At 38.9% G+C, this 21,873-nt stretch carries 21 protein-coding genes; 11 read left to right on the forward strand and 10 right to left on the reverse strand.

What is annotated here, in order from left to right; all coding sequences use genetic code 11:
• Together VLZ86_RS09065 and VLZ86_RS09070 are read left to right on the forward strand one after the other, a co-directional pair.
• Positions 1-687 (forward strand): alpha-ketoacid dehydrogenase subunit beta (locus VLZ86_RS09065; RefSeq protein WP_325450526.1); only part of this gene is annotated, 687 nt, incomplete at its 5' end.
• A 61-nt stretch (positions 688-748) separates the two neighbouring features.
• The gene (locus VLZ86_RS09070; RefSeq protein WP_325450528.1) at positions 749-988 is read left to right on the forward strand and encodes a hypothetical protein; all 240 of its coding nucleotides are present in this window, start codon (positions 749-751) and stop codon (positions 986-988) included.
• A 48-nt stretch (positions 989-1,036) separates the two neighbouring features.
• Here the strand turns inward: VLZ86_RS09070 and VLZ86_RS09075 are convergent, their stop codons facing one another.
• The 4 genes from VLZ86_RS09075 to VLZ86_RS09090 form a co-directional block, all read right to left on the reverse strand.
• The gene (locus tag VLZ86_RS09075; RefSeq protein WP_325450530.1) at positions 1,037-2,704 is read right to left on the reverse strand and encodes a SulP family inorganic anion transporter; all 1,668 of its coding nucleotides are present in this window, start codon (positions 2,702-2,704) and stop codon (positions 1,037-1,039) included.
• Between the two features lie 131 nt (positions 2,705-2,835).
• Entirely contained in the window at positions 2,836-3,384 is a 549-nt protein-coding gene (locus VLZ86_RS09080) for a DUF4136 domain-containing protein (RefSeq protein WP_325450532.1), read from the reverse strand.
• Positions 3,385-3,401: 17 nt separating this feature from the next.
• On the reverse strand, positions 3,402-5,396 hold the full coding sequence (locus VLZ86_RS09085; RefSeq protein ID WP_325450575.1) for a urocanate hydratase: 1,995 nt from the start codon (positions 5,394-5,396) through the stop codon (positions 3,402-3,404).
• A 14-nt stretch (positions 5,397-5,410) separates the two neighbouring features.
• Positions 5,411-5,572: a DUF5522 domain-containing protein gene (locus tag VLZ86_RS09090; protein ID WP_163517266.1), complete on the reverse strand. Its 162-nt coding sequence runs from the start codon at positions 5,570-5,572 to the stop codon at positions 5,411-5,413.
• A gap of 102 nt (positions 5,573-5,674) precedes the next feature.
• On the opposite strand from VLZ86_RS09090, the gene VLZ86_RS09095 reads away from it, so the two are divergent.
• Genes VLZ86_RS09095 through hemL form a run of 4 tightly spaced genes read left to right on the forward strand, consistent with a single transcriptional unit; the run spans position 5,675 to position 9,051 of the window.
• Positions 5,675-5,998, forward strand: a complete 324-nt coding sequence (locus tag VLZ86_RS09095; protein ID WP_325450536.1) for a hypothetical protein — start codon at positions 5,675-5,677, stop codon at positions 5,996-5,998.
• A 4-nt stretch (positions 5,999-6,002) separates the two neighbouring features.
• The gene (locus VLZ86_RS09100) at positions 6,003-6,914 is read left to right on the forward strand and encodes a 1-aminocyclopropane-1-carboxylate deaminase/D-cysteine desulfhydrase (RefSeq protein ID WP_325450538.1); all 912 of its coding nucleotides are present in this window, start codon (positions 6,003-6,005) and stop codon (positions 6,912-6,914) included.
• A gap of 7 nt (positions 6,915-6,921) precedes the next feature.
• Positions 6,922-7,761: a glucosaminidase domain-containing protein gene (locus VLZ86_RS09105; protein ID WP_325450540.1), complete on the forward strand. Its 840-nt coding sequence runs from the start codon at positions 6,922-6,924 to the stop codon at positions 7,759-7,761.
• Positions 7,762-7,764: 3 nt separating this feature from the next.
• Positions 7,765-9,051 (forward strand): glutamate-1-semialdehyde 2,1-aminomutase, encoded by a 1,287-nt coding sequence (gene hemL / locus VLZ86_RS09110; protein WP_325450542.1) that lies wholly within the window; start codon positions 7,765-7,767, stop codon positions 9,049-9,051.
• A gap of 83 nt (positions 9,052-9,134) precedes the next feature.
• On the opposite strand, the gene VLZ86_RS09115 is transcribed toward hemL, so the two are convergent.
• Positions 9,135-9,617, reverse strand: a complete 483-nt coding sequence (locus VLZ86_RS09115; protein WP_325450544.1) for a hypothetical protein — start codon at positions 9,615-9,617, stop codon at positions 9,135-9,137.
• 201 nt (positions 9,618-9,818) lie between these two features.
• Between VLZ86_RS09115 and VLZ86_RS09120 the strand changes: the two genes are divergently transcribed.
• The gene (locus tag VLZ86_RS09120) at positions 9,819-11,099 is read left to right on the forward strand and encodes a DUF2157 domain-containing protein (protein ID WP_325450546.1); all 1,281 of its coding nucleotides are present in this window, start codon (positions 9,819-9,821) and stop codon (positions 11,097-11,099) included.
• 10 nt (positions 11,100-11,109) lie between these two features.
• Positions 11,110-11,667: a GDYXXLXY domain-containing protein gene (locus tag VLZ86_RS09125; RefSeq protein WP_325450548.1), complete on the forward strand. Its 558-nt coding sequence runs from the start codon at positions 11,110-11,112 to the stop codon at positions 11,665-11,667.
• A gap of 102 nt (positions 11,668-11,769) precedes the next feature.
• Here VLZ86_RS09125 and VLZ86_RS09130 read toward each other — a convergent pair whose 3' ends face one another.
• The 3 genes from VLZ86_RS09130 to lysS all read right to left on the reverse strand — a co-directional run bounded on the left by VLZ86_RS09130 (position 11,770) and on the right by lysS (position 17,159).
• Positions 11,770-14,244: a zinc-dependent metalloprotease gene (locus VLZ86_RS09130; RefSeq protein WP_325450577.1), complete on the reverse strand. Its 2,475-nt coding sequence runs from the start codon at positions 14,242-14,244 to the stop codon at positions 11,770-11,772.
• A 319-nt stretch (positions 14,245-14,563) separates the two neighbouring features.
• Entirely contained in the window at positions 14,564-15,463 is a 900-nt protein-coding gene (locus VLZ86_RS09135) for an endonuclease/exonuclease/phosphatase family protein (RefSeq protein ID WP_325450550.1), read from the reverse strand.
• A 7-nt stretch (positions 15,464-15,470) separates the two neighbouring features.
• Complete coding sequence (gene lysS, locus VLZ86_RS09140) at positions 15,471-17,159, reverse strand: lysine--tRNA ligase (RefSeq protein ID WP_325450552.1); 1,689 nt, start codon at positions 17,157-17,159, stop codon at positions 15,471-15,473.
• A 285-nt stretch (positions 17,160-17,444) separates the two neighbouring features.
• Between lysS and VLZ86_RS09145 the strand changes: the two genes are divergently transcribed.
• The 3 genes from VLZ86_RS09145 (at position 17,445) to VLZ86_RS09155 (ending at position 19,275) form a co-directional block, all read left to right on the forward strand.
• A complete protein-coding gene (locus VLZ86_RS09145) occupies positions 17,445-17,603 on the forward strand; it encodes a YqaE/Pmp3 family membrane protein (RefSeq protein WP_325450554.1) in 159 nt (52 codons plus the stop codon).
• 473 nt (positions 17,604-18,076) lie between these two features.
• Entirely contained in the window at positions 18,077-18,793 is a 717-nt protein-coding gene (lipB, locus tag VLZ86_RS09150) for a lipoyl(octanoyl) transferase LipB (protein ID WP_325450555.1), read from the forward strand.
• Positions 18,794-18,795: 2 nt separating this feature from the next.
• On the forward strand, positions 18,796-19,275 hold the full coding sequence (locus VLZ86_RS09155) for a hypothetical protein (protein ID WP_325450557.1): 480 nt from the start codon (positions 18,796-18,798) through the stop codon (positions 19,273-19,275).
• 77 nt (positions 19,276-19,352) lie between these two features.
• Here the strand turns inward: VLZ86_RS09155 and VLZ86_RS09160 are convergent, their stop codons facing one another.
• Positions 19,353-20,402 carry a nucleoid-associated protein gene (locus VLZ86_RS09160; RefSeq protein ID WP_325450559.1) on the reverse strand — a complete coding sequence of 350 codons (1,050 nt, stop codon included), beginning with the start codon at positions 20,400-20,402 and terminating at the stop codon, positions 19,353-19,355.
• Positions 20,403-20,518: 116 nt separating this feature from the next.
• Positions 20,519-21,850: an OmpA family protein gene (locus VLZ86_RS09165; RefSeq protein ID WP_325450561.1), complete on the reverse strand. Its 1,332-nt coding sequence runs from the start codon at positions 21,848-21,850 to the stop codon at positions 20,519-20,521.
• Between the last annotated feature and the right edge of the window lie 23 nt (positions 21,851-21,873).

Raw genomic sequence — 21,873 nt, forward strand, 5'->3', positions numbered from 1 at the left:
AGCATGATACTGCGCGTACCGATTGGTGCTTATGGCAGTGGGGGCCCATACCATTCTTCTTCAGTGGAAAGTATCGTGACCAATATCAGGGGAATTAAAATTGCATATCCAAGTAACGGCGCCGATTTAAAAGGGCTGATGAAAGCGGCCTATTACGATCCAAATCCAGTCGTTATTTTAGAACATAAGGGTTTATATTGGAGCAAGGTTCCAGGAACGAAAGGGGCCACCTCCGTTGAGCCTGCTGAGGACTATGTTTTGCCCTTTGGAAAAGCGTGGGTGCTACAAGAAATTTGGAAGCAAGAAGACAAAGAAACCATCACGATTGTGACTTACGGCATGGGCGTGCATTGGGCATATAATGCGTCGGGAGAAATGGGAATGCGAGATCAAATCGAAATCATTGATTTAAGAACCTTATTCCCCTTGGATGAAGAAACCATTATGAAATCCGTTAAGAAAACAGGAAAATGCCTTGTGATTACAGAAGAACCTTCAAATAATTCTTTTGCGAGAGCCTTGGCAGGAAAAATTCAAGAAGAGTGTTTCAAATTTTTGGATGCTCCAGTAATGACCATTGGGAGCGAGAATATGCCCGCTATTCCCCTCAATTCCATATTGGAGGAGACCATGATTCCGAGTACCGAAAAGGTCAAGACTAAAATAAATGAGTTACTTAATTACTGATTAGAGTTAACTCGAGCTTCTTATACTTGGTAATTTTACATCCAACATTAAAACGAGTATTATGAAAAAAGTAATTTTTATGTCATTCATGTCATTGTTTATGACCCTCTCATTGACATCCTGTAGAGAAGAAACAGAGAAGGAAAAAATTATAAACGAAATGAAGGATGAAGGCGCTGACATAGAAGTCAGTCGAGATGGCGATAAAATCAAAATGGAAACTGAAAACAGAAAAGTGAAAATCAAGACTGATGATGATGGCGAAGTCAAAATAAAAGATAAAAAAGACAATGATAATTAATCATTTCGATCATTAACATAAAAGGCGACTCAAATGAGTCGCCTTTTTTTATAGCTTATATTCAGAAAGTGGTTTGGTGAATTTCTCCGGATCTGCTGCCAAATAGTAACGAGGGTCGTCAATGTCGTCAATGATTACTTCCTTAAATTTAGGACTCGCTTTGTACATCAATGTTTTGCAATCTTCACTTAAATGTTTGAGTTTAATTGTTTTGCCTTCCGTTTCATATTTATTCACCAAATTAAAAATGGCTTCCAATGCAGAATGGTCGCTGACTCGTGATTCAATAAAATCAATGATTACATTTTGAGGGTCGTTCTTGACATCAAATTTATTGTTGAAATTTTGAACGGAGCCAAAGAATAAAGGCCCCCATATTTCATAAACCTTGGTGCCATCTTCTTTTAGGCGTTTGCGTGCTCTAATCATTGTTGCATTTTTCCATGCAAATACAAGCGCCGATAGAATTACTCCAATAAATACAGCAATTGCAAGATCATAAATGACCGTCACTGCTGATACCGTTACAAGTACGAACGCATCTGCAACCGGAATTTTTCTAATAATCCTGAAACTGGACCAGGCAAAGGTTTCAATAACCATCATAAACATGACACCTACTAGCGCGGCAATGGGTACTTGTTCAATATATTGAGCCGTAAATAAAATGAATGTTAATAAGGTTAAGGCCATCGCTATTCCGGATAAACGTCCTCTACCACCAGCATTAATGTTAATAACGGTTTGACCAATCATGCCACAACCTCCTGTGCCTCCAAACAAACCACTTACCATGTTTCCGGCCCCTTGTGCTACACATTCTCTATTGCCATTGCCTCGAGTATCTGTTAACTCATCAACCAAATTCATGGTCATTAAGGATTCGATGAGTCCCACAGAAGCGGCTAAAAATGCATAAGGAAGAATGAATTTAAGGGTCGCAAAATTGATGGGTAGGTTTTGCCAAAGCTCCGCATTGGGAGTTGGGAATTCGCCTTTCAAACCATCACCACCGCCTTCTATAATATATGAACCAACGGTGCTAACATCAAGGCCTCCAAAAATAACCACGCCACTAGTAACGATTATTGCAATTAAAGCTGATGGGATTTTAGTGGTTAGTTTGGGAAGCAACCAAATAATGGCCATAGTAAGTCCGACGAGTCCAAGCATGATATATAATTCAGAACCTTGCATCGGAATGTTTATGTATTTTTTTAAACCATCCTCGCCAATTATTAATTCTTTGTGAGAGAACATACGCACCTGTGCCAGAAATATTACAATTGCCAATCCGTTAACAAATCCCATCATCACGGAATGGGGAATCAATCGCACAAAGCGTCCTAATTTTAAAATACCAGCGCCTATTTGAATGAGTCCCATTAAAATAACTGCCGCCAATAAATAAAAGTAGCCCATATTTTCAACAGGGGTATCAAATAACATGCCCTTAGAATGACCTTCTGATATGAGATTTACAAAAATAACGGCTACGGCACCAGCAGCGCCCGTAATTAATCCAGGCCGCCCACCAAAAATTGCGGCAATCAATCCAACTATAAATGCACCGGACAAGGCCACCAATGGATCAATTTGTGCCACAAAAGCAAAAGCGACAACCTCAGGAATCATTGCTAATGATACAGTAACACCTGCAAGGATATCATTTTTTGGGTTTTGGGTGAAATTTTTTCTTGTTTGGCTAAACATCATGATTTTTTGCACTTTAAAGGGGGCAAAGATAAGGTTTTAGAAGGGAAGGTTACTTTTGCTTGTGATTTTTATGCACAAAAAAAGCATCAATAATTAAAATTGATGCTTTTGAAATTTATGACTCCTTAATGTTATTTTTGTGCTCCCGGAGGATATTTCTCCATGATTTTGGCTACAAATTCCTTGATGCGTTCTTCTTTTTTATCCATGCGTTGTGATAAATAGCCAACGCCCATACCTTGCCATACCAATTCTTTTTTATTGGCATCAATCAAATCCACATATAATGTACCTTCTGTAGAGGTAGATACTGAATTGTATCCTGAGTTCCAATAATATGGGCTCCATCCCCAACCATAACCATAAGGACCGTAACCGTAGGCGTTGTTGTAAACATTGACTTTATCACGGGATTTAGTGAAAATACTGACCAACAAATCTGGATTTTCAGATTTCGTAAAACCTTTCGCCATAAGTTCGCTTTCTATAGCTCTTAAAATGCGACGTTTATCAAGATCACTAATTTCTGCCTTGTCAATGCCTGTTTTGAAAAAAGCAAAGGTTTTATACGTATTGAAATTCGCGTTCTTGTCATAATCGGCTGCAACTTGTACTGAGCTGCATGAGGTTGCTACTGCTAGGAGAAGCACCATTGTTATTGTCGTTACTATTTTATTCATAGCATTTTTATTTAGGGTTATATAGAATTTAATAAATCAGTGTCCACTAAATAGGGAAGCGTTACTTTTAAATTTGGCTCAGCTTCCATGGCACGTTTTATGGCGAAAATCGCCTCCTCGTTTCTTGCCCAACTTCGTCTTGAAATACCATTGTTGACATCCCAGAAAAGCATGGACTTTAAACGTCTTTCCGCGTCCTTAGTACCATCAAGAACCATACCAAATCCGCCATTAATAACCTCGCCCCAACCAACGCCACCGCCGTTATGAATGCTCACCCATGTGGCTCCTCTAAAGCTATCACCTATAACATTTTGGATGGCCATATCTGCGGTAAAACGCGAGCCATCATAAATATTTGAAGTTTCCCGATAGGGTGAATCGGTACCTGAAACATCATGGTGATCGCGTCCTAAAACCACATAGCCGATTTCACCTTTTGCAATGGCATCATTGAACGCTTTAGCAATTTTTGTGCGTCCTTCAGCATCTGCATATAAGATTCTGGCCTGAGAGCCTACTACTAACTTGTTTTCTTGTGCGCCTTTTATCCATTTGATATTATCGGTCATTTGCTGTTGGATTTTTTCAGGAGAATTGGTCTTTATGTCTTCCAAAACCATACAGGCAATTCGATCGGTTTTGGCTAAATCTTCTGGCTTTCCTGAGGTGCAAACCCAGCGGAAAGGTCCAAAGCCATAATCAAAACACATAGGTCCCATAATATCTTGTACATAACTTGGGAATTTGAATTCGCGTCCTAAAGTGGGTTTGTCGGCCATTACATCGGCGCCTGCGCGCGACGCTTCCAAGAGAAAAGCATTTCCATAATCAAAGAAATAAGTGCCTTTTTCAGTGTGTTTGTTTATTGCTCTCGCATGACGTCGCAAGGTCTCCTGAACTTTTTCCTTGAAGAGCTTCGGATTATTCGCCATCATCTCGTTGGCATCTTCAAAAGAAATATCAACAGGATAATAACCTCCCGCCCAAGGATTGTGAAGTGAGGTTTGGTCACTGCCTAAGTCGATATGGATGTGTTCTTGGTCAAATTTTTCCCAGACATCAACGATATTTCCTAAATAGGCAATAGAAACAGTTTCCTGATCGGCTTTCGCTTGTTTAACTCTATGGACCAATTGATCTAAATCTGAAATCTTTTCGTCAACCCAACCTTGATCCAAGCGTACTTGTGTGATTTTTGGGTTGACTTCAGCACAAACCGTAATACAACCGGCAATGGATCCCGCTTTTGGTTGCGCCCCAGACATGCCGCCCAAGCCTGAGGTGACAAACAAGTTGCCTTTTGGCGATTTATTTATTTTTCTGAATCCGTTCAGAACGGTTATGGTCGTGCCGTGAACGATGCCCTGCGGACCGATATACATATAACTTCCCGCAGTCATCTGTCCGTATTGCGTTACGCCCAAAGCATTGAATTTCTCCCAGTCGTCGGGTTTGGAGTAATTTGGGATCATCATGCCATTGGTCACTACAACTCTAGGTGCTTCCTTGTGACTTGGAAACAAGCCCATAGGATGTCCGGAGTACATGGTCAAGGTTTGTTCATCAGTCATTTCAGCTAAATACTTCATGGTCAATCGGTACTGTGCCCAATTGGAAAACACAGCCCCATTGCCGCCATAAGTAATGAGTTCGTGGGGGTGTTGTGCCACGGCATAATCCAAATTATTCTGAATCATCAACATAATGGCCGCTGCTTGTTTGGATTTGGCTGGATAGTCATCTAAAGGTCTGGCGTACATTTTGTAATCCGGACGCAAACGGTACATGTAAATTCTGCCGTAGGTCTCTAATTCCTGCTTAAATTCTGGAAGTAATTCCGCATGCTGACTGGGATCAAAATACCGTAGAGCATTTTGCAAAGCCAACTTTTTTTCTTCATCAGATAAAATGTCTTTTCGTTTTGGCGCATGATTGATGGTCTCATCATAAGGTTTTGCTGGAGGTAAAACGCTTGGGATGCCCTCTAAAATTTGATCCTTAAAAGAAATCGAAGTACTTTGCATTAGTTAGTTTTTAATTTTTTCTTGTCAAAACCATAAGGACAGTGTCTACAGCCACTTTCGCAACAATAACCACGCTTGAGTAGATATTGGGCCGTAAAACAACGGTAACCTTCTGGGGTCAAATAATAATCGCCTTCTTCTAGAGGCACAATTTTCTTCATAGTATTACAAAGATAGTGTAAATTCGAGAAAAAATTCCTTGACTCAAGATCCAAGTTTCGGACCTAAATATAGAAAGTCCAGCGGTTTTTTAAGCTTAATTCATGATACTGGTCTCAAAATATATCGTTCCTAATGGGTTTACAGGGATTGCCCTGTTTCCTTTCGTGTTTGTAAAGTACGCCTACCTCAAACTTAATCAAGTTTTTGTAAACCATGAACGCATTCATCTGAAACAACAGGTAGAACTTTTAATCCTCCCTTTTTTTATCTGGTATGGTCTTGAATTTTTAGTGCGATATGTTTATTTTAAGAATTGGCATAAAGCGTATCACAATATTTCCTTTGAACGAGAGGCCTATGGAAATGAAACGGACTTAGAATATCTAAAGAAACGTCCAATTTGGAACTTTTTGAAATATCTTTGAGCCCATGAATTTTCAAGAGCATCTTTCAAAAAATCAACGCTTAAATTTAGGTCCAAATTATAAGCATCTTGTCAGTATCAAAAGGGAGGATCTCATCCATCCCTATGTTTCAGGTAATAAATATCGAAAATTAAAATACAATTTAGAACAGGCAAAATCTGAAGGAAGACCTGTTTTATTGACTTTTGGAGGTGCTTTTTCAAATCATATTGCTGCTGTTGCAGCAGTGGGAAGAGAATTAGGTTTCGAGACGATTGGGGTTATAAGAGGCGAGGAGTTAGTGAATAAGGTAGATGCTAATCACACTTTAAAATTTGCTCGAAATTGTGGTATGACGTTTAAGTTTATCACCAGAGAGGAATTTAGGAATAAAATTTCTTCAGACTTTATTCAGAATTTAAAAAGTGAGTTTGGTGATTTTTATTTAATTCCCGAAGGAGGCACCAATGAATTGGCCATTAAAGGCTGCGAGGAAATTCTATCAGATGCGGATTCTGAATTTGATTATATCTGTTGTTCTGTTGGCACTGGAGGAACGCTGTCTGGAATCATCAATGCTTCAAAACCACATCAGAAGATTATGGGTTTTCCTGCCTTAAAAGGTGATTTTTTGCAAGAAGAAATTAGTAAATTTGCTGAAAATTCAAACTGGCAACTCATCTCTGATTACCATTTTGGCGGCTATGCTAAAATAAATCCCGAATTAATCGGTTTTATGAATCAATTTAAGAGAGCACATAACATCCGTTTGGATCCTATTTATACTGGGAAGTTACTGTTTGGGGTAATGGATTTATTGAAGAAAGCGTATTTTCCGGAGAAATCCAAAATACTGGTCATTCATACAGGTGGTTTACAAGGTGTTTCTGGAATGAATGATTTATTGAGAAAAAAGAAATGGCCTTTAATTAGTTAATTTATCTATGAAATTTAGTCTGAGATTATTGATGGTTTTGATATTGGCGTTGACCCTTGCAAGTTGCGGGGGAAAAAAACGCATTGTCACTAAAAAGAAAAATGCTAAAGCTAGGACCGAACGGGTTGTTAGAGATGGGCGCACTACCAGTCCATCTGACGATAAGGCGCAAGATGTCGCTCCTGTGGTCACTACACCTAAGCCGTCGGGGAACTTAAATGTCAATGAAATCTATATTGCTACTTATAGTGAAATTGCCAAGAATAATATGCGCACGCACAAAATTCCGGCGAGTATTACTTTGGCACAGGGCATTTTAGAGTCCGGTTCTGGAAGAGGGCGATTGGCCATTGAGGGCAATAATCATTTTGGGATTAAATGCCATGATTGGACAGGTGAAAGAATCCATCATGATGATGATGCCTCGCAGGAATGCTTTAGAAAATACAAATATGCCGAACAATCTTTTGAAGACCACTCTGAGTTTTTAACATCCCGTGGGCGATATTCAAAATTGTTCCAATTGGATATTGATGATTATCAGGGTTGGGCAAAAGGCTTAAGAGCGGCAGGATATGCCACCGATAGAAAATATCCGGATAAATTGATCACTTTGATTGAGCGTTTTCAGCTATATAAATTTGATCAAGAAGTTCTAGGAACAACCACGTCAAAACCGAGAAGGACGGAAGTTGCATCTCAAATGACCCATAAGGTAGTTCAAGGAGATACGATGTATTCCCTTTCAAAACGTTATAATCTTTCCGTTAACGAATTACAAAAATTGAACGGAATGCGCAACAATGATTTACAAGTAGGTCAAATACTCATTATAAAAGCTAATTAGTTCATGTTATATCAACGCAGTAGTAGTTTATTTAAAGAAGCAGAAAAAGTTATTCCAGGTGGTGTCAATTCGCCCGTTAGAGCATTTGGAGCCGTAGGCGGTACCCCAATTTTCGCAAAATCGGCAAAAGGGGCCTATGTCTATGACGAAGACGGGAATACCTATATTGATTATATCAACTCATGGGGACCGATGATTCTTGGTCATGCTTTTGATCCTGTAGTGGACGCCGTTATTGAAAAGGCAAAACAAGGGACGTCGTTTGGAATGCCCACAGCCATAGAAACAGAGATTGCACAATTGGCGATTTCTATGGTACCCAATATCGATAAGATAAGATTCGTAAATTCAGGAACTGAAGCGTGTATGAGCTCAGTAAGGTTGGCACGAGGGTTTACCAAAAAAGATAAAATCATCAAGTTTGCAGGGTGCTATCATGGGCATAGTGATGCGTTTTTAATAGCTGCCGGATCAGGTGCCGTTACATTTGGCACCCCAAACAGTCCAGGGGTGACCCAAGGCACTGCAAAAGACACGCTTTTGGCAAAGTTCAATGATATTGCTAATGTAACCGAATTAGTGGAAGCAAATAAAGGTGAAATAGCCTGTATCATTATTGAACCTGTTGCAGGAAATATGGGCTGTATACCGCCGAAAGATGATTTTTTACAGAAGTTAAGAGCCTTATGTGATCAACATGATATACTGTTGATTTTTGATGAGGTCATGACCGGATTTAGATTGGCTGCAGGCGGAGCTCAGGAATTATATAATGTCAATGCCGATATCGTTTGTTTTGGAAAAGTGATTGGCGGCGGTTTACCTGTTGGTGCTTTTGCGGCAAGAAATGAAATCATGGATTATTTGGCGCCACTTGGCCCTGTATATCAAGCAGGAACTTTAAGTGGCAATCCATTGGCCATGGCGGCAGGTTTAGCCATGTTGCAACATTTGGATAACGATAGATCGGTTTTTGGTCGCCTAGGGGATAAAACAGAATATTTACATCGCGGGATTGCGAAAGCACTTCAAGACCATCAGGTGAAGCATACCATCAACCGAATGGGGTCCATGATTTCTATTCATTTTGATGCGCATGAGGTGTATGATTTTGAAACTGCTGCAAAAGCAAATAATGAAACCTTTAAGCACTTCTTTCACGGCATGCTAAAAGAAGGTGTTTATATTGCCCCAAGTGCTTTTGAAACCTGGTTTATATCTGATGCCTTGAGTTATGAGGACTTGGATGCCACAATTAAGGCGGTAGATACGGTCAGTAAGAATCTTTAAGCTTCATTTATATCATAGAATTAAAAAAGGGAATTTCAACTGAGAAATTCCCTTTTTTATTATCTAAAAATTGCAATTATTAATTATTGCTTTCTTTTTTGTGGAGACATTCCATCTTTTTTATGGCTAGAGCGCATGTTGTGATTTTTGCCATGACGGTTGCGTCCTTCGTTCATTTTACTCCATTTATCATATTGTTCTGGAGATAAAATGCCTTTCATCTTTTTCTTCATTTCAATTTGGCGGTCCAATCTAGCGTTAGCCATTTTGAAACGTTCCTCTTTTGAAAACGTCTTCTTTTCCTCTTTAGCTTTAGAATCTGAAAACGCATCTTTTTTACTTTGTCTTAATTTTGCCTGTTCCAACAGTAACGCCGACACTTCATTTTGTTGTTTGGCGTCCAAATCGAGTTTTAAAGTCATTTTCTTAGTTTGGAGTTGCGCCATTTCTTCTGGTGAATATTCCATTTTAGAAGTCATGTGCTGCTTCTTCATTTCTCTCTTTTGCTCTTGTGCAGAAACTTGAAGGGTTGCAAAGGCAATTATAATCATGATCAATTTTTTCATAATATTTTTATTTTTAAGGTGTACTACTAGGACTGAAGAAACTTGAAAAGGTTTAAAATGAGACCATCATGCATGATTTTTGACCACTATCTTCGTAGAGAAATCGACACGTTTGAGGGAGCCTTCCATGGACCATTTTTAAGTTCCATTAAAACACTCTAACCATTTTAATAAGTACATTTAAGCTGAAAATCAGAAAAGATGAAAACAAAGGTTATTGAGGCATTGCCCGAGTTGGTCAAGAATAATGTAATATCGGAAGAAGTAGCGTTGAAGATTCGTGAATTTTACGATGTTCAGCAGACCGATTCGCCAAATAAACTGTTTACCCTTTTTGGGGTGATGGGCGCATTGTTGGTGGGCTTGGGTATCATATTGATAGTGGCTCATAATTGGGAGGATTTCCCAAGATCCTTAAAAACGATATTCGCATTTTTGCCATTGCTGATAGGGCAAGTTGTCGCAGGGTTCACTATTTTAAAAAGTAAAAGCACTACTTGGAGGGAAGCGGCAGGAACCTTTCTTTTTTTTGCAGTGGGATCAAGTATAGCACTAGTCAGTCAGATTTATAACATTCCGGGAGACTTAAGTACCTATATGTTAACTTGGATATTACTTTGCATGCCATTGGTGTACCTTCTTAAATCTAACGCTGTGGCCATCCTCCACCTTGTGTTTTCAACAGTTTACGCAGTTAGTCTTGGATATGGTTTTAATGGACTGGCAGAAGTGCCTTGGTGGTATCTGCTAGTATTGGGCTTTTTATTGCCTTATTATTTTCAAATGATAAGCCGTAGACCACAAGCTCAGATGGTCTCCATTTTTAACTGGTTAGTTCCATTGAGTTTAGTCCTAACTTTAGGTGCATTTTTGAAGGAAAATGGGGAGTTAGGTTACCTGATGTATATTGTACTGTTTGGAATTTTTTATAATATAGGAAAGCTTACTTTCTTTAAAGGTCATAAGTTGAGGTGGAATGGGTATTTGATATTAGGCTCCGTCGGAACGGTTGTAACGCTTATGATCCTAAGTTTTATCGATGTTTGGAACTTTGATAGGCAGGCTTCATTGTTTTCGTCACCAGAGTTTTTCATGGCAGCGCTATTGTTCTGTATCGCTTTGGGAATTTTGATTTATGTTGATAAACGACGAGGAATAGATCGTTCCAACCTTTATCATTATGCGTTTGTTCTCTTTACCATACTGTTTTTTGTTGGAATGGTACATGGATTGACCGCCACGATATTAGTCAATATCTTGGTCTTGCTGTTAGGATTAATGACTATAAAATTAGGAACGGATAAATCCCATTTCGGAATTCTCAATTATGGATTGCTCATTATCACAGCATTAATTGTATGTCGGTTTTTCGATACGGATATGAGTTATATCATCAGGGGACTTCTATTTGTTGGTGTCGGAATTGGATTCTTTTTGAGTAATTATATCATGCTAAAAAGGAGGAATAAGTCTGTAAATTAAAAGCTAAATAATGAAAACAATCTATATCTTTTTAATGTTTTTAGTAGTGGTCGTGGCGCAAATTTTTGTTCCTGCCCAATTAATTTTTGATCAAAACAAGGTCCTCTCCAAAGGAGTTCCTTATAAATTCAAGACGCAACCTGTCGATCCCTCCGATCCCTTTAAAGGAAAATACATTCGATTAAATTTTGAGGCTAATACAGCACCGTCCAAGGATTCCACCTGGAGTTTTGGGACCCCAATTTATGTGGGCCTTGGAACCGATTCTTTAGGTTTTGCTAAGGTTGATGCGATTTCTAGAGAACTGGTAGAGGACTCAAATTTTATAAAGGCAAAAGTCGATTGGTATGACTTGCAGGATAAAATAGTGCATTTCTCCTTCCCTTTTGATACGTTTTATATGAATGAAACCAAGGCTTATGATGCCGAGTTGGCCTATTTTGAAGCGCAACGAGATTCTTTACCGAATAATACGTATGCTGTGGTTTATGTTTTACATGGGAAAGCGGTGCTTGATAATGTTTTTATCAATCATGTTCCCATTGCAGAATATGTTAAAAAGAAGTAGGACACTGTAAGCTTTAGCCATCTGTTTAGTACGCCATTTCTAAACAAAAAAATGCTCCAAGAATTTCCTGAAGCATTTTAATATTTATTACTTATTAAGAGTTTAACTCTTCGGATTTAAAATGGCATCAATCCTTTGTAGAGCATCGTTTAAATGGATTCTACTCATGGTGTCATTGGTTCTGGCCAATCCAGATTTGATTGTGCTTTCCAAAGTTTTCAGTTCTGCTCTTGTGATGGCCCTGATATCAGATTGACTTACATCTACGTTGGTTCTTGAAACAAAACGTCTGAAATTGGCTGGTACTGGCGTTTGTTCTTTAGTCATTAAGTAGCCCATACGATCAATATAGCCACGTTGAAGGTTTCTCCTGTAGGCGTCTATCGATTTTCCGGTGTTCAGCTCACTGAAAATACCTTTACGTAAATCTTGCATCATGGCTAGTAAACCATAAGCGTCTTTCCCGTTGATCGTCTCATTTTCGCTCATACGTTGCATTCTTCCGAAATCAAGAATATTATCAAGTGTTCTGGTTTGGGTGCTGCGGATGCGCTCTAAGCTACCATCAAATTCAATTCTATTGAAAATATCGTTGTCCAAAAGCCATTCTGGAGTGGCAAACAATTCTTTTTGAAGGAATTGCAAGGCTTCTTTCTGTTTGGCTTTATCCACTGGTGTGTAGACAGCCCCTTCTTGATCGTAGGTTTTATAGATTTCATAAACACCACCAATGTTGGCGGTAACGTGTCCCATATAACGGTTGTACTGGCCTAATAATTCGCCATACATCGTACCTAAGTCGCTATAATCCTTTCCATCTTCTGCAGTCCATTTAATAAGGTTTGGAACGATGCGTTTTAAATTGGCAATGCCGTAAGCACTCGCTTTCATGGCATCATCACCTAAATCTTCAGTTTGAGAACTAGGGTCAATAACGCCACCACTTTGTTGTTTTCCAAAACGGTACATTGGATCTCCAGCATGTTTAAGAATCCAGCTGTCTAAAGTTTTCTTTTCATCTTCTGGTGTTTTGGCATCCAAAATTGGACGGTAACCCCAGGCAATAGCATATTTATCATAAATACCAATGTTTGGCATTAAGGCAACTCCTTCATCACCAGGTTGTGCGATATAGTTGAAACGTGCGTAATCCATAATGGATGGTGCAGTTCCATATTTTTTAGTGAATTCTGGATCACGCAAGTCGTTCACTTTGTAAGCGGAACTACTTCCCATATTATGAGGTAAGCCTAAAGTGTGCCCAACTTCGTGCGAAGACACAAAACGGATCAATCTTCCCATGATTTCATCCTTAAATCTCACACTTTGTGCTTCAGGATTGATGGCCGCTGTTTGTACGAAGAACCAGTTGCGCAATAAGGTCATGACATTATGATACCAGTTGATATCACTTTCTAAAATTTCCCCACTTCTTGGATCGCTTACGTGAGGCCCATTGGCATTTGGGATTGGGGATGCTAGATAACGCACTACAGAGTAACGCGCATCTTCAGGACTCCATTCTGGATCCTCTTCAATACTTGGTGGATCTTTGGCGATAATTGCGTTCTTAAAACCTGCAGCTTCAAAGGCCACTTGCCAATCTTCAATGCCCTGTTTGATGTATTTACGCCATTGTTCTGGAGTCGCTCTATCTATATAGTAAACGATTTGCTTTTTAGGTTCGACCAGTTCGCCGCGCTTAAATTTCTCAATGTCTTCATCTTTCACTTCAAGACGCCATCGGTCCAAATAAGTGACTTTTTTGCTTTCATGGGCATCTAAACCGTAATCAATTTGGCCACTTGTAAACCAACCTACGCGTTGATCAAAAATTCTACGTTTCATTGGTTCTTTTGGCAAGAGTACCATTGAGTTGTTCAGTTCTATAGAAATAGCACCACTTGTTGCATTGGAAGGCGGTTCACCGGCATTGTAAGTTTTTACATGGCGTGTCTCAATATTTAAAGGGTAGCTTTTTATACTTTCGATGTATGAAAGATCCGGATCCAAACGCGTAACTTTATATTGCTTTCTGCTTCGCTCCGGTAAACCTAAAGGTTTCACATCTTTACTAAATAAATCGGTCACATCAATAACCGTGGTCAAAGAATCTTTGCCAAACGCTTTTATTGGAAAGCTAAAAAGCACTGGTTCAAAGTTGGAGTTTATCACCGCTTCATGGACAGGAAGGGTATCATTGGCAACCACGTTGTGTGAAACCATACGAAGTAATACTCTTTTGTCTTTTTTCTGCCAGCGTAAAACCTGCTCGTCTTGCTTTCCACCACCAAATCCTAGACCACTGGCCGTTTTGGCAATACGAGTAACCTTGAGCATTTCACGCTCAAATAAAGAATCGGGAATTTCATAAAAATAGGATTCGTCTACCTTGTGTACGGTAAACAATCCGGGATCGCTTACGGCATCTTTGGTAATGACCTTGTTGTACGGCTGGATGTCATTTTTTCCAGGCTTTTTTGCGGCATCTGAATTGGCGCTAGGGGGAGTTGATGGTTGGGAAGCTTTCTTGGTAGTTGAACAGGACACAACTAAAAAGAGCGACGCCAGAAACATCACACTTAGGGAAACTTTTTTCAAAATGTTAGGAGTTTTAAAATTTAAAAAAGTGAAAATACGGAATAGGTAACATTCATAGGGTGTTGCGAATAACTTTAGTATTTATTTAACTATTTGAATGTAGAGTTTGTTCGAATTAAAATGAGAGGGCTTGCGTCATGTTTATAAAGTATTGAAGATTAATGCTCTGTGTGTTTGGCAATAATGGTCAGAGAAAGAAATAAGTGATTTAATCCAGAAGTTCATAGCCGACTTCTAATCGGGAATAATCGAAATAGATTCAGAAAAAAAATGGGAAAGGTATATACTGAAAAGATCATTTAAAATAACCCACAAGCATGGCGTGATCAGAGACTTTGTAATAAAATTTTTGGAGTAGGATGGGGGTTAGCGTTTTGGCAGTATAAATTTGGTCAATTTCTAGTAAAGGAATACCAAAGGGCCAGGTTGCAGTAAATCCTTGTGCGTATTCATGAAAACTTGTATAGTCGGTTTCAAAATTCCTGAAATGAACGCTTTCATAGGGCGTGTTGAAATCGCCAACAATAAGATCTGATTTTCTTTCTGAAATTAACTGTAGTACCGTTTCTAAGGTTTTACGCTTATCCATTGTTGGACTTTGAAAAGTGTCGGTAAAAGCAAGTAATAATGGGCCATTATGTAGTTGCATTTCCACAAAATTTATATCATAACTATGTTCTTCAAGCACATAAGTTATGTTCTTAATCTTCCCCCTAACTCCAAGCATCATCTCACCTTCAAGGATTCGAAATTCATAAGCAGGGAACGCTATTGCGAGTTGTTGGATATCCGCTTCAGATGCGTGTTCAGTTTCGGAAAGAGCGATGATATCAGGCTGAATTTTTTTGATGTTTTCTGTAAGGATAGCCATAGGAAGTGTCGCTCTATTGGCAGCATTCCAAAATATTACAGAAGTTGCATCCTCAGGGATTTCAATTGCTCTTGGAAACACATAAGCATTGTTCAGCCAAATGCCGGTCAGCCCTATAGTCAGCCAAATGAAAAATGTGAAATATGCTTTAGATCTGTAATAGAATACCGTAATAACGCATCCAATAAAAATTAGAATTGGGAGTGGAAAGGCGTAAAAGAATATCTGTAGCGGTTGAAAATGATCCTTTAAGATGAAATGGATTAGTAATAAAAGAGCATATGCAATCAAGGCACATGCTCTAAATATTCTAAAAACTTTCATGATGGCATTAAATGATGTCTACAAATAAACCAGCATCGGTTTTGTCCACTTTGGCCAACTTATTTTTTGTCAAACCTTTTATTGTTGCGTCCCATTTTTTGTTGCTCAATCCTGATTGCTCTTTCAGCGTATTTAAAGCGATGGGAGCGTTGGACTTTAGAAGGCTAAGTACAGCTTTTTCGTCGTCCGTCATGGCTACGGCTTTCTTTTCTGGTTTCATTTGTGGAAAGAACAATACTTCCTGTATGGATTGGTTATTGGTCAAAAACATAATAAGACGGTCCATACCAATGCCCATTCCTGATGTTGGAGGCATTCCGTATTCTAAAGCCCTTAAGAAATCATAATCAATCATCTCAGTAGCTTCGTCATCTCCTTTTTGAGCCAGTTCCATTTGATGTTCAAAACGCTCACGTTGGTCAATAGGATCATTCAATTCAGAATAAGCGTTCGCAATTTCCTTACCGCAAACCATCAATTCAAAACGTTCTGTAAGTTCTGGATTATCGCGATGTTCTTTGCATAAAGGGCTCATTTCTTTTGGGTAATCTGTGATGAATGTCGGTTGGATATAGTTGGCTTCGCACTTTTCACCAAAAATCTCATCTATCAATTTACCTTTCCCCATGGTGTCATCCACTGCAATGCCCATTTCTTGAGCTGCTTTTCTGATCTCATCTTCCGATTTTCCGGTAATATCAAAACCTGTAAAATGCTTAATGGAATCCGTCATGGTGACCCGAGCATACGGTGCTTTAAAGTCGATTTTATGCTCTCCAAAAGTAGCTTCGGTAGTGCCGTTTACGGCTATGGCACAATGCTCCAACAATTCCTCACAGAAGTGCATCATCCAATTATAATCTTTGTAGGACACGTAAATCTCCATTGCTGTAAACTCTGGATTATGCGTGCGGTCCATACCTTCATTCCTGAAGTTTTTTGAAAACTCATATACCCCGTCAAAACCCCCTACGATAAGGCGTTTTAAGTAAAGTTCATTGGCAATTCGCATGTATAGCGGAATGTCCAAACTGTTGTGGTGCGTTACAAATGGACGCGCCGCTGCACCACCAGGAATGGGTTGTAAAACAGGCGTTTCCACTTCAAAATAGCCAGCGTCATTAAAAAACTGACGCATGGCGTTATATAGTTTGGTGCGTTTTATAAATACTTTTTTGACATTTGGATTGACCACCAAATCGGCATAACGCTGTCTATAGCGTTGCTCAGGATCTGTAAAGGCATCATAGATCACGCCATCTTTTTCCTTAGGCAGAGGCAAAGGTTTTAAGGATTTGCTCAGTAAGGTGAAGTTCTTGACTTTTACCGTTTTTTCCCCAACTTGAGTGGTAAATAATTCGCCTTCAATCCCGATGAAATCACCAAAATCCAATAGTTTTTTAAATACCTCATTGTATAGGGTTTTATCATCACCAGGACAGATTTCATCGCGGTTAAAATATACCTGGATTTTTCCTTCAGAATCTTGTATCTGGGCAAAGCTCGCCTTCCCTTGAACTCTCATGGACATCAATCGGCCAGCGATGACAACTTTCTTGCCTTCTTCAAACTGCTCTTTTACCTGTTTGGACGTGTGGTCAACAGGATATAAATCGGCGGGATAAGGATTGATACCCATCTCACGTAATGTGACTAATTTTTCTCTTCGAATGAGTTCTTGTTCTGAAAGTTGCATGCTGTTAAATTTTAATGTGCAAAATTACACTTTTTTGAAAAATAAACGATCTAGTTTCAAGGATAGATTGGGTTTTTGCTATATTATTAAAGGATTACTTTTCTTTAAAGTTGAAATCATAGAATTTTGGAGTTGCATTTCAGTTTTTTAATGATTTTGCCTTATGTTCAGTTTTAAAAATTGCTTCTTTTTATGTCCGATAGCGTAACAAATTGAAGCTTTATATGTCTTATATAGCACACCAACTGAACGGTGGGTTTATCAATCATCAAAAATCATTAAATCATGAGTATTTGGAGGGTCATTCTTTCTATTATTTGCCCGCCCTTGGCTGTCCTTGACCGGGGGTGCGGCTCTATCATTATTGTCTTTTTATTATGGCTTTGTGGTTGGGTTCCTGGAGTCATAGCGGCATTGGTGATCTTGAACAATCCGAAGCGGTAGTTTTTAGTTGGGATTCTTCAGTCTTCAGTCTTCAGTTGGCAGACTTCAGTCTCGGTCTCGGTCTCAGTCAACGATTATCGTTCGTTTTTGAGATACTTCTGGCTTGGTTAGCTTTTCCATCTTTGCTATTTGAAAAAAACTCTGATGGACCTTATAATTCAAAGTTCATATCCATACATCATCTATACACTAACCATACACTATCTATGGAGTATCTATGGAGTATCTATGGAGTATCTATGGAGTATCTATGGAGTATCTATGGAGTATCTATGGAGTATCTATGGAGTATATACGCTATACCTATCTTGTAGGTTCCGTCTGACCCGTTCTAAAATCGCAAGTTTTGAGCTTTATTCGTTGTTCTTTGAGGGACGATGTCCCGTGAGATGGGAATCGACAAATCCATTTGGAACATCTTTTTTGATGATCCGTTACCCATCATCCATCCAAAATAGTTTAAATTTGTAGGCATGAATAAAATAGTAGAAATTCAGGATTTAGGCCATAATGACTATAAAGCGACTTGGGATTATCAAGAAGGATTGTTCAAGTCTGTTATAGATACAAAAATCAAGAATAGAAGGGAAGATTCCAGTTTAGAAACACAAAATTATTTTCTATTTGTGGAGCATCCGCATGTTTATACCTTGGGTAAAAGCGGCGATTTTTCCCATCTTTTATTGACTGAGGAGCAGCTCACCCAAAAAGGGGCGACCTTTTATAAAATAAATAGGGGAGGGGATATTACCTATCACGGTCCTGGGCAAATTGTGGGCTACCCAATTCTAGATTTGGAGAATTTTTTCACAGATATACATAAATATTTACGATTACTGGAAGAAATGATCATCTTGACCTTAATGGAATATGGACTGAAAGCAGAACGAAGTCCGGGAGAAACCGGGGTTTGGTTGGGTGTGGGAACACCGTTTGCACGGAAGATCTGTGCCATGGGCGTAAGAGCAAGCAGATGGGTGACGATGCATGGATTTGCATTGAACGTCAATGCCGATTTGGGCTATTTTGACAATATCATTCCGTGTGGGATCCGCGGGAAAGCTGTTACAACATTGAATGTGGAACTTGGTGTGGATAAAGTGGACGAATCTGAGCTAAAGGAAAAACTCGTCAAGCATTTTATGAATCTGTTTGATGCCGTGCCTCGTTATCAAAAGAGCGTATTTTAAATATGGGACACCTCCAAAAGATCATTTTAATGGTTTTAATCGTGCCCTTGGCGCTATTTCCTGGAGGACTAATTTCCTATATCTTGATGTTTGAAGAACTGAAATTTGAAACCTCAATGTGGATTCCAATTGGGATGACAGCTTTGGGTGTTGGTAGTTTTATTTTTCATTTTAAAACCAAAAACTTTTATAAACTGCTTAAAAAGAAAGAGGGTTTACCAAGTGTGGATCGAATATTTTGGATTCTTGATATTGGTTTCGGAATCGTTTATATCCTGCTTTCTTTTTATTTTGTCTACCTCATGTATGCATTTCCAACTAAAAAAAGTTCGCTTATTTTGTTGATCGTAATTCTGCCAATGTTTACCGCTGGTGCATGGACCGTTTTTGAAGCTTTCTACCTTAATAAGTTAATCAGCATCCATAAATATGCCCATCGACATTCTGAGATTGAAGATATTAAAGGGGATGCGTCTGAATAGAGGAGTTTTCAGAAATTTGTTTTTATAAAGTCTAGAATCTAGAATCTTGAACTTTCAATCCTGAATCGTAATTCCCACTAGCTTTCCTCATTAAAAAACACCTTGTAATAGTGCATTTTCTTCACATCATCATAGCCGCGTTCCAAATATTCAGCGGAAGCATCCGGTGCCTCAACATCTAATTTGATTTGGATGTTGGTGTCTAACTTGATTTCCGTTTTAATCTTCTGTTTTTGCTTTTTCAGGACACTTTCTGATACATCAAACTGGTTGCGGATGATGACGGCATGATCGGTTTCAAAACCTTTTTTATAATCGTCAAAAAGCTCTTTGTACTTGTCGTCATCAAAGACATCATCTTTAAAGTTTTCGACGTTGATCACTTCATTTTCCTTAAAATAATCAACGGTTTTTGCTAAAAACGAGCTTTTTTCCTGAAGTCCTAAACTTGGTTTTAATACGTCTTCTGAAAAATCTCTGCAGAGTTCAATGTAATTTTTGGTATGTTGGTTATGGTCATCCGGATACTTAATGTTAAGAAAGTGTTTGATCCAATATTGGGTGTCGTAAGAATTGTTGTCAACACTTAGAATGATATTTCCTTCGGTATCTGAAGTATTTAAGATAAGGCAACCTTTGTCCACTTTTTTGGTAGGGATGCCCTTTTGGGTGATTAGATCGTAACTGTTATTTTCAAGATAAGTTTGGAAGAATTCTGCTCTGTTTTCAATCTTGAAGATGCCAATTGCCTTGACGAACATGTCATCATATTGAATGTCTTCAAAAATACAAACCAACACATCTCCCGTTTTTATTTGTGCAGAATTGCTCTGTTCAAACAAATGGGTGACCACGTGTTTTGAGATTTCTATAAAATTGCTTTCGTCAGCAAATAATTGGGTGGCGTAGGTGTTGATTTCGTTGAGGTTGATGTTAGAGTGGTGATTGAACCGATAGCTCTCAACCAAACTGCCAAAAGGGCGGAGGAGATAGCCCAGCATCAGGTCGTAACTTACTTCATCAAAGTCCAATTCCTGTTCGGAAAACGCGTTTTTAGTGCTGTTAAATTTATTGCCAACCTTATGGAGGATCGCTTTTGAAATGGAGGTTTTGGTACGTTTGATCATGATAGAAAATTTGCATTTTGGAGTCTGCAATACTACATAAATTTGACTGAAATAAAATGGAAAACGCCAAAGAAAATCCTTGGCGTTTTGAAAAAAATTGGGAGATGTACTAAATGCTAAATCTTTATAAATTCAACACGTCTGTTTTGGGCTTTTCCATCAGGTGTGGTGTTATCGGCTACGGGCACACTTGACCCTTTCCCATCGGTTTGAAGTCTGCCGGCAGGAATGTTGTAAAGATTGATCAAGGCATTTTTGACCGACTCTGCACGCTGTTTTGACAAGGTGAGATTGGTGTCGCTATTGCCATCAGCGTCGGTATGTCCAACTATGTTGAGTTTTATGTTTTCATCTTGCAACATTACTTGCGAAATTTGCAATACGATCCCCAAGGATTGTGGTTTGATATTGGGCGAACCAGAATCGAAGAGAATACCATTGGTAGAGATTTTGCCTTCAGATAATAGCTTTCTGCGCAAGTCTTCGCCGCCGTCGGCAATTCTTAGATTACTTATAAATAGATGTTCTTCACCATCTTTAAGACTGACAACGTTAAATTTGAGATAATTTAGAACGTTCAGTTCGGTCACCATCCTTGGGATGTCCAAACATTTGACCTCATTGACCCAAAGTCGGAAGCGATTCTTGGTGACTGCAATGGCAATGTGAGGCTGGTTGAGCAGTGCTTCTCGAATATCAATTTTGACACTACTGTCGATACCGGCACCTTTACCATTAAAATAATTCCTTGCCATGATTGGAAAGGGGTTATATTGGTACAACGGGATAGAGACTTCTACACGGTGTTTAGAATTTGCACGAAGGTTGTTTTCATCGCTTAAATAAATGCGGAGAGCGGCACCGGAGGTGGTTCCTCTTGACAAGCCTTTGGTTACTAGGTCAAACTCTATGGTATAATCCTCTGGTAGGTCTTTAGAATCAGGAATATAAAAAACGGATGTACCTGATTTTAAACCAAACCAATTACCTTCACTATTGTTTATCCTTACGACTTCACCCGAACCATTCGTATTCCATTTTGATGGGAAATCTCCTATAAAATCCTGTGAAAAATCATCATAAAACAACACCTTGTCTCCAGGTACAAAATCGTATTTGCTGTACACTTCTAAATTGTCTGAAACGTTCTTTTTTACTGTTGCGGCAGAAGTGTTAGAACCATCATCACTTGTTGAAGATTGATTGTTCGGTGAGGTATTTGGATCGTTGGAAGGACCCTTTTGTGGTGAGGTTTTTTGGCTCGGATCTAAAATGGAATCCATCATTTTCCCGGTCTCTTTTTCTGTTTTGCTTTCTAATTTTCTTTCGACCGTACGTTCTGCACTTTTTTGTAATTTTTTCCATATTTGGGCATGTGCTGATGGCATCATGAAAAATGCAATAAGCGCAGTACCGACGCTATTTTTAAAGTTAAATGAGGTGTTCATGTCTATACAGTATGGAGTAATCG

Origin of the sequence: Gelidibacter sp., from assembly GCF_035515035.1 — a bacterium.
Taxonomy (GTDB): domain Bacteria; phylum Bacteroidota; class Bacteroidia; order Flavobacteriales; family Flavobacteriaceae; genus Gelidibacter.

Bases quoted from the DNA above. Each gene is read 5' to 3' on its own strand.
- VLZ86_RS09160 (WP_325450559.1), bottom strand. From the start codon at position 20,402: ATGATCAAACGTACCAAAACCTCCATTTCAAAAGCGATCCTCCATAAG.
- lipB (WP_325450555.1), top strand. From the start codon at position 18,077: ATGAATAAAATAGTAGAAATTCAGGATTTAGGCCATAATGACTATAAA.
- VLZ86_RS09075 (WP_325450530.1), bottom strand. From the start codon at position 2,704: ATGATGTTTAGCCAAACAAGAAAAAATTTCACCCAAAACCCAAAAAAT.
- VLZ86_RS09070 (WP_325450528.1), top strand. From the start codon at position 749: ATGAAAAAAGTAATTTTTATGTCATTCATGTCATTGTTTATGACCCTC.
- VLZ86_RS09155 (WP_325450557.1), top strand. From the start codon at position 18,796: ATGGGACACCTCCAAAAGATCATTTTAATGGTTTTAATCGTGCCCTTG.
- VLZ86_RS09115 (WP_325450544.1), bottom strand. From the start codon at position 9,617: ATGAAAAAATTGATCATGATTATAATTGCCTTTGCAACCCTTCAAGTT.
- VLZ86_RS09165 (WP_325450561.1), bottom strand. From the start codon at position 21,850: ATGAACACCTCATTTAACTTTAAAAATAGCGTCGGTACTGCGCTTATT.
- VLZ86_RS09100 (WP_325450538.1), top strand. From the start codon at position 6,003: ATGAATTTTCAAGAGCATCTTTCAAAAAATCAACGCTTAAATTTAGGT.
- VLZ86_RS09080 (WP_325450532.1), bottom strand. From the start codon at position 3,384: ATGAATAAAATAGTAACGACAATAACAATGGTGCTTCTCCTAGCAGTA.
- VLZ86_RS09095 (WP_325450536.1), top strand. From the start codon at position 5,675: ATGATACTGGTCTCAAAATATATCGTTCCTAATGGGTTTACAGGGATT.
- hemL (WP_325450542.1), top strand. From the start codon at position 7,765: ATGTTATATCAACGCAGTAGTAGTTTATTTAAAGAAGCAGAAAAAGTT.
- VLZ86_RS09130 (WP_325450577.1), bottom strand. From the start codon at position 14,244: ATGTTTCTGGCGTCGCTCTTTTTAGTTGTGTCCTGTTCAACTACCAAG.
- VLZ86_RS09145 (WP_325450554.1), top strand. From the start codon at position 17,445: ATGAGTATTTGGAGGGTCATTCTTTCTATTATTTGCCCGCCCTTGGCT.
- VLZ86_RS09135 (WP_325450550.1), bottom strand. From the start codon at position 15,463: ATGAAAGTTTTTAGAATATTTAGAGCATGTGCCTTGATTGCATATGCT.
- VLZ86_RS09090 (WP_163517266.1), bottom strand. From the start codon at position 5,572: ATGAAGAAAATTGTGCCTCTAGAAGAAGGCGATTATTATTTGACCCCA.
- lysS (WP_325450552.1), bottom strand. From the start codon at position 17,159: ATGCAACTTTCAGAACAAGAACTCATTCGAAGAGAAAAATTAGTCACA.
- VLZ86_RS09125 (WP_325450548.1), top strand. From the start codon at position 11,110: ATGAAAACAATCTATATCTTTTTAATGTTTTTAGTAGTGGTCGTGGCG.
- VLZ86_RS09120 (WP_325450546.1), top strand. From the start codon at position 9,819: ATGAAAACAAAGGTTATTGAGGCATTGCCCGAGTTGGTCAAGAATAAT.
- VLZ86_RS09105 (WP_325450540.1), top strand. From the start codon at position 6,922: ATGAAATTTAGTCTGAGATTATTGATGGTTTTGATATTGGCGTTGACC.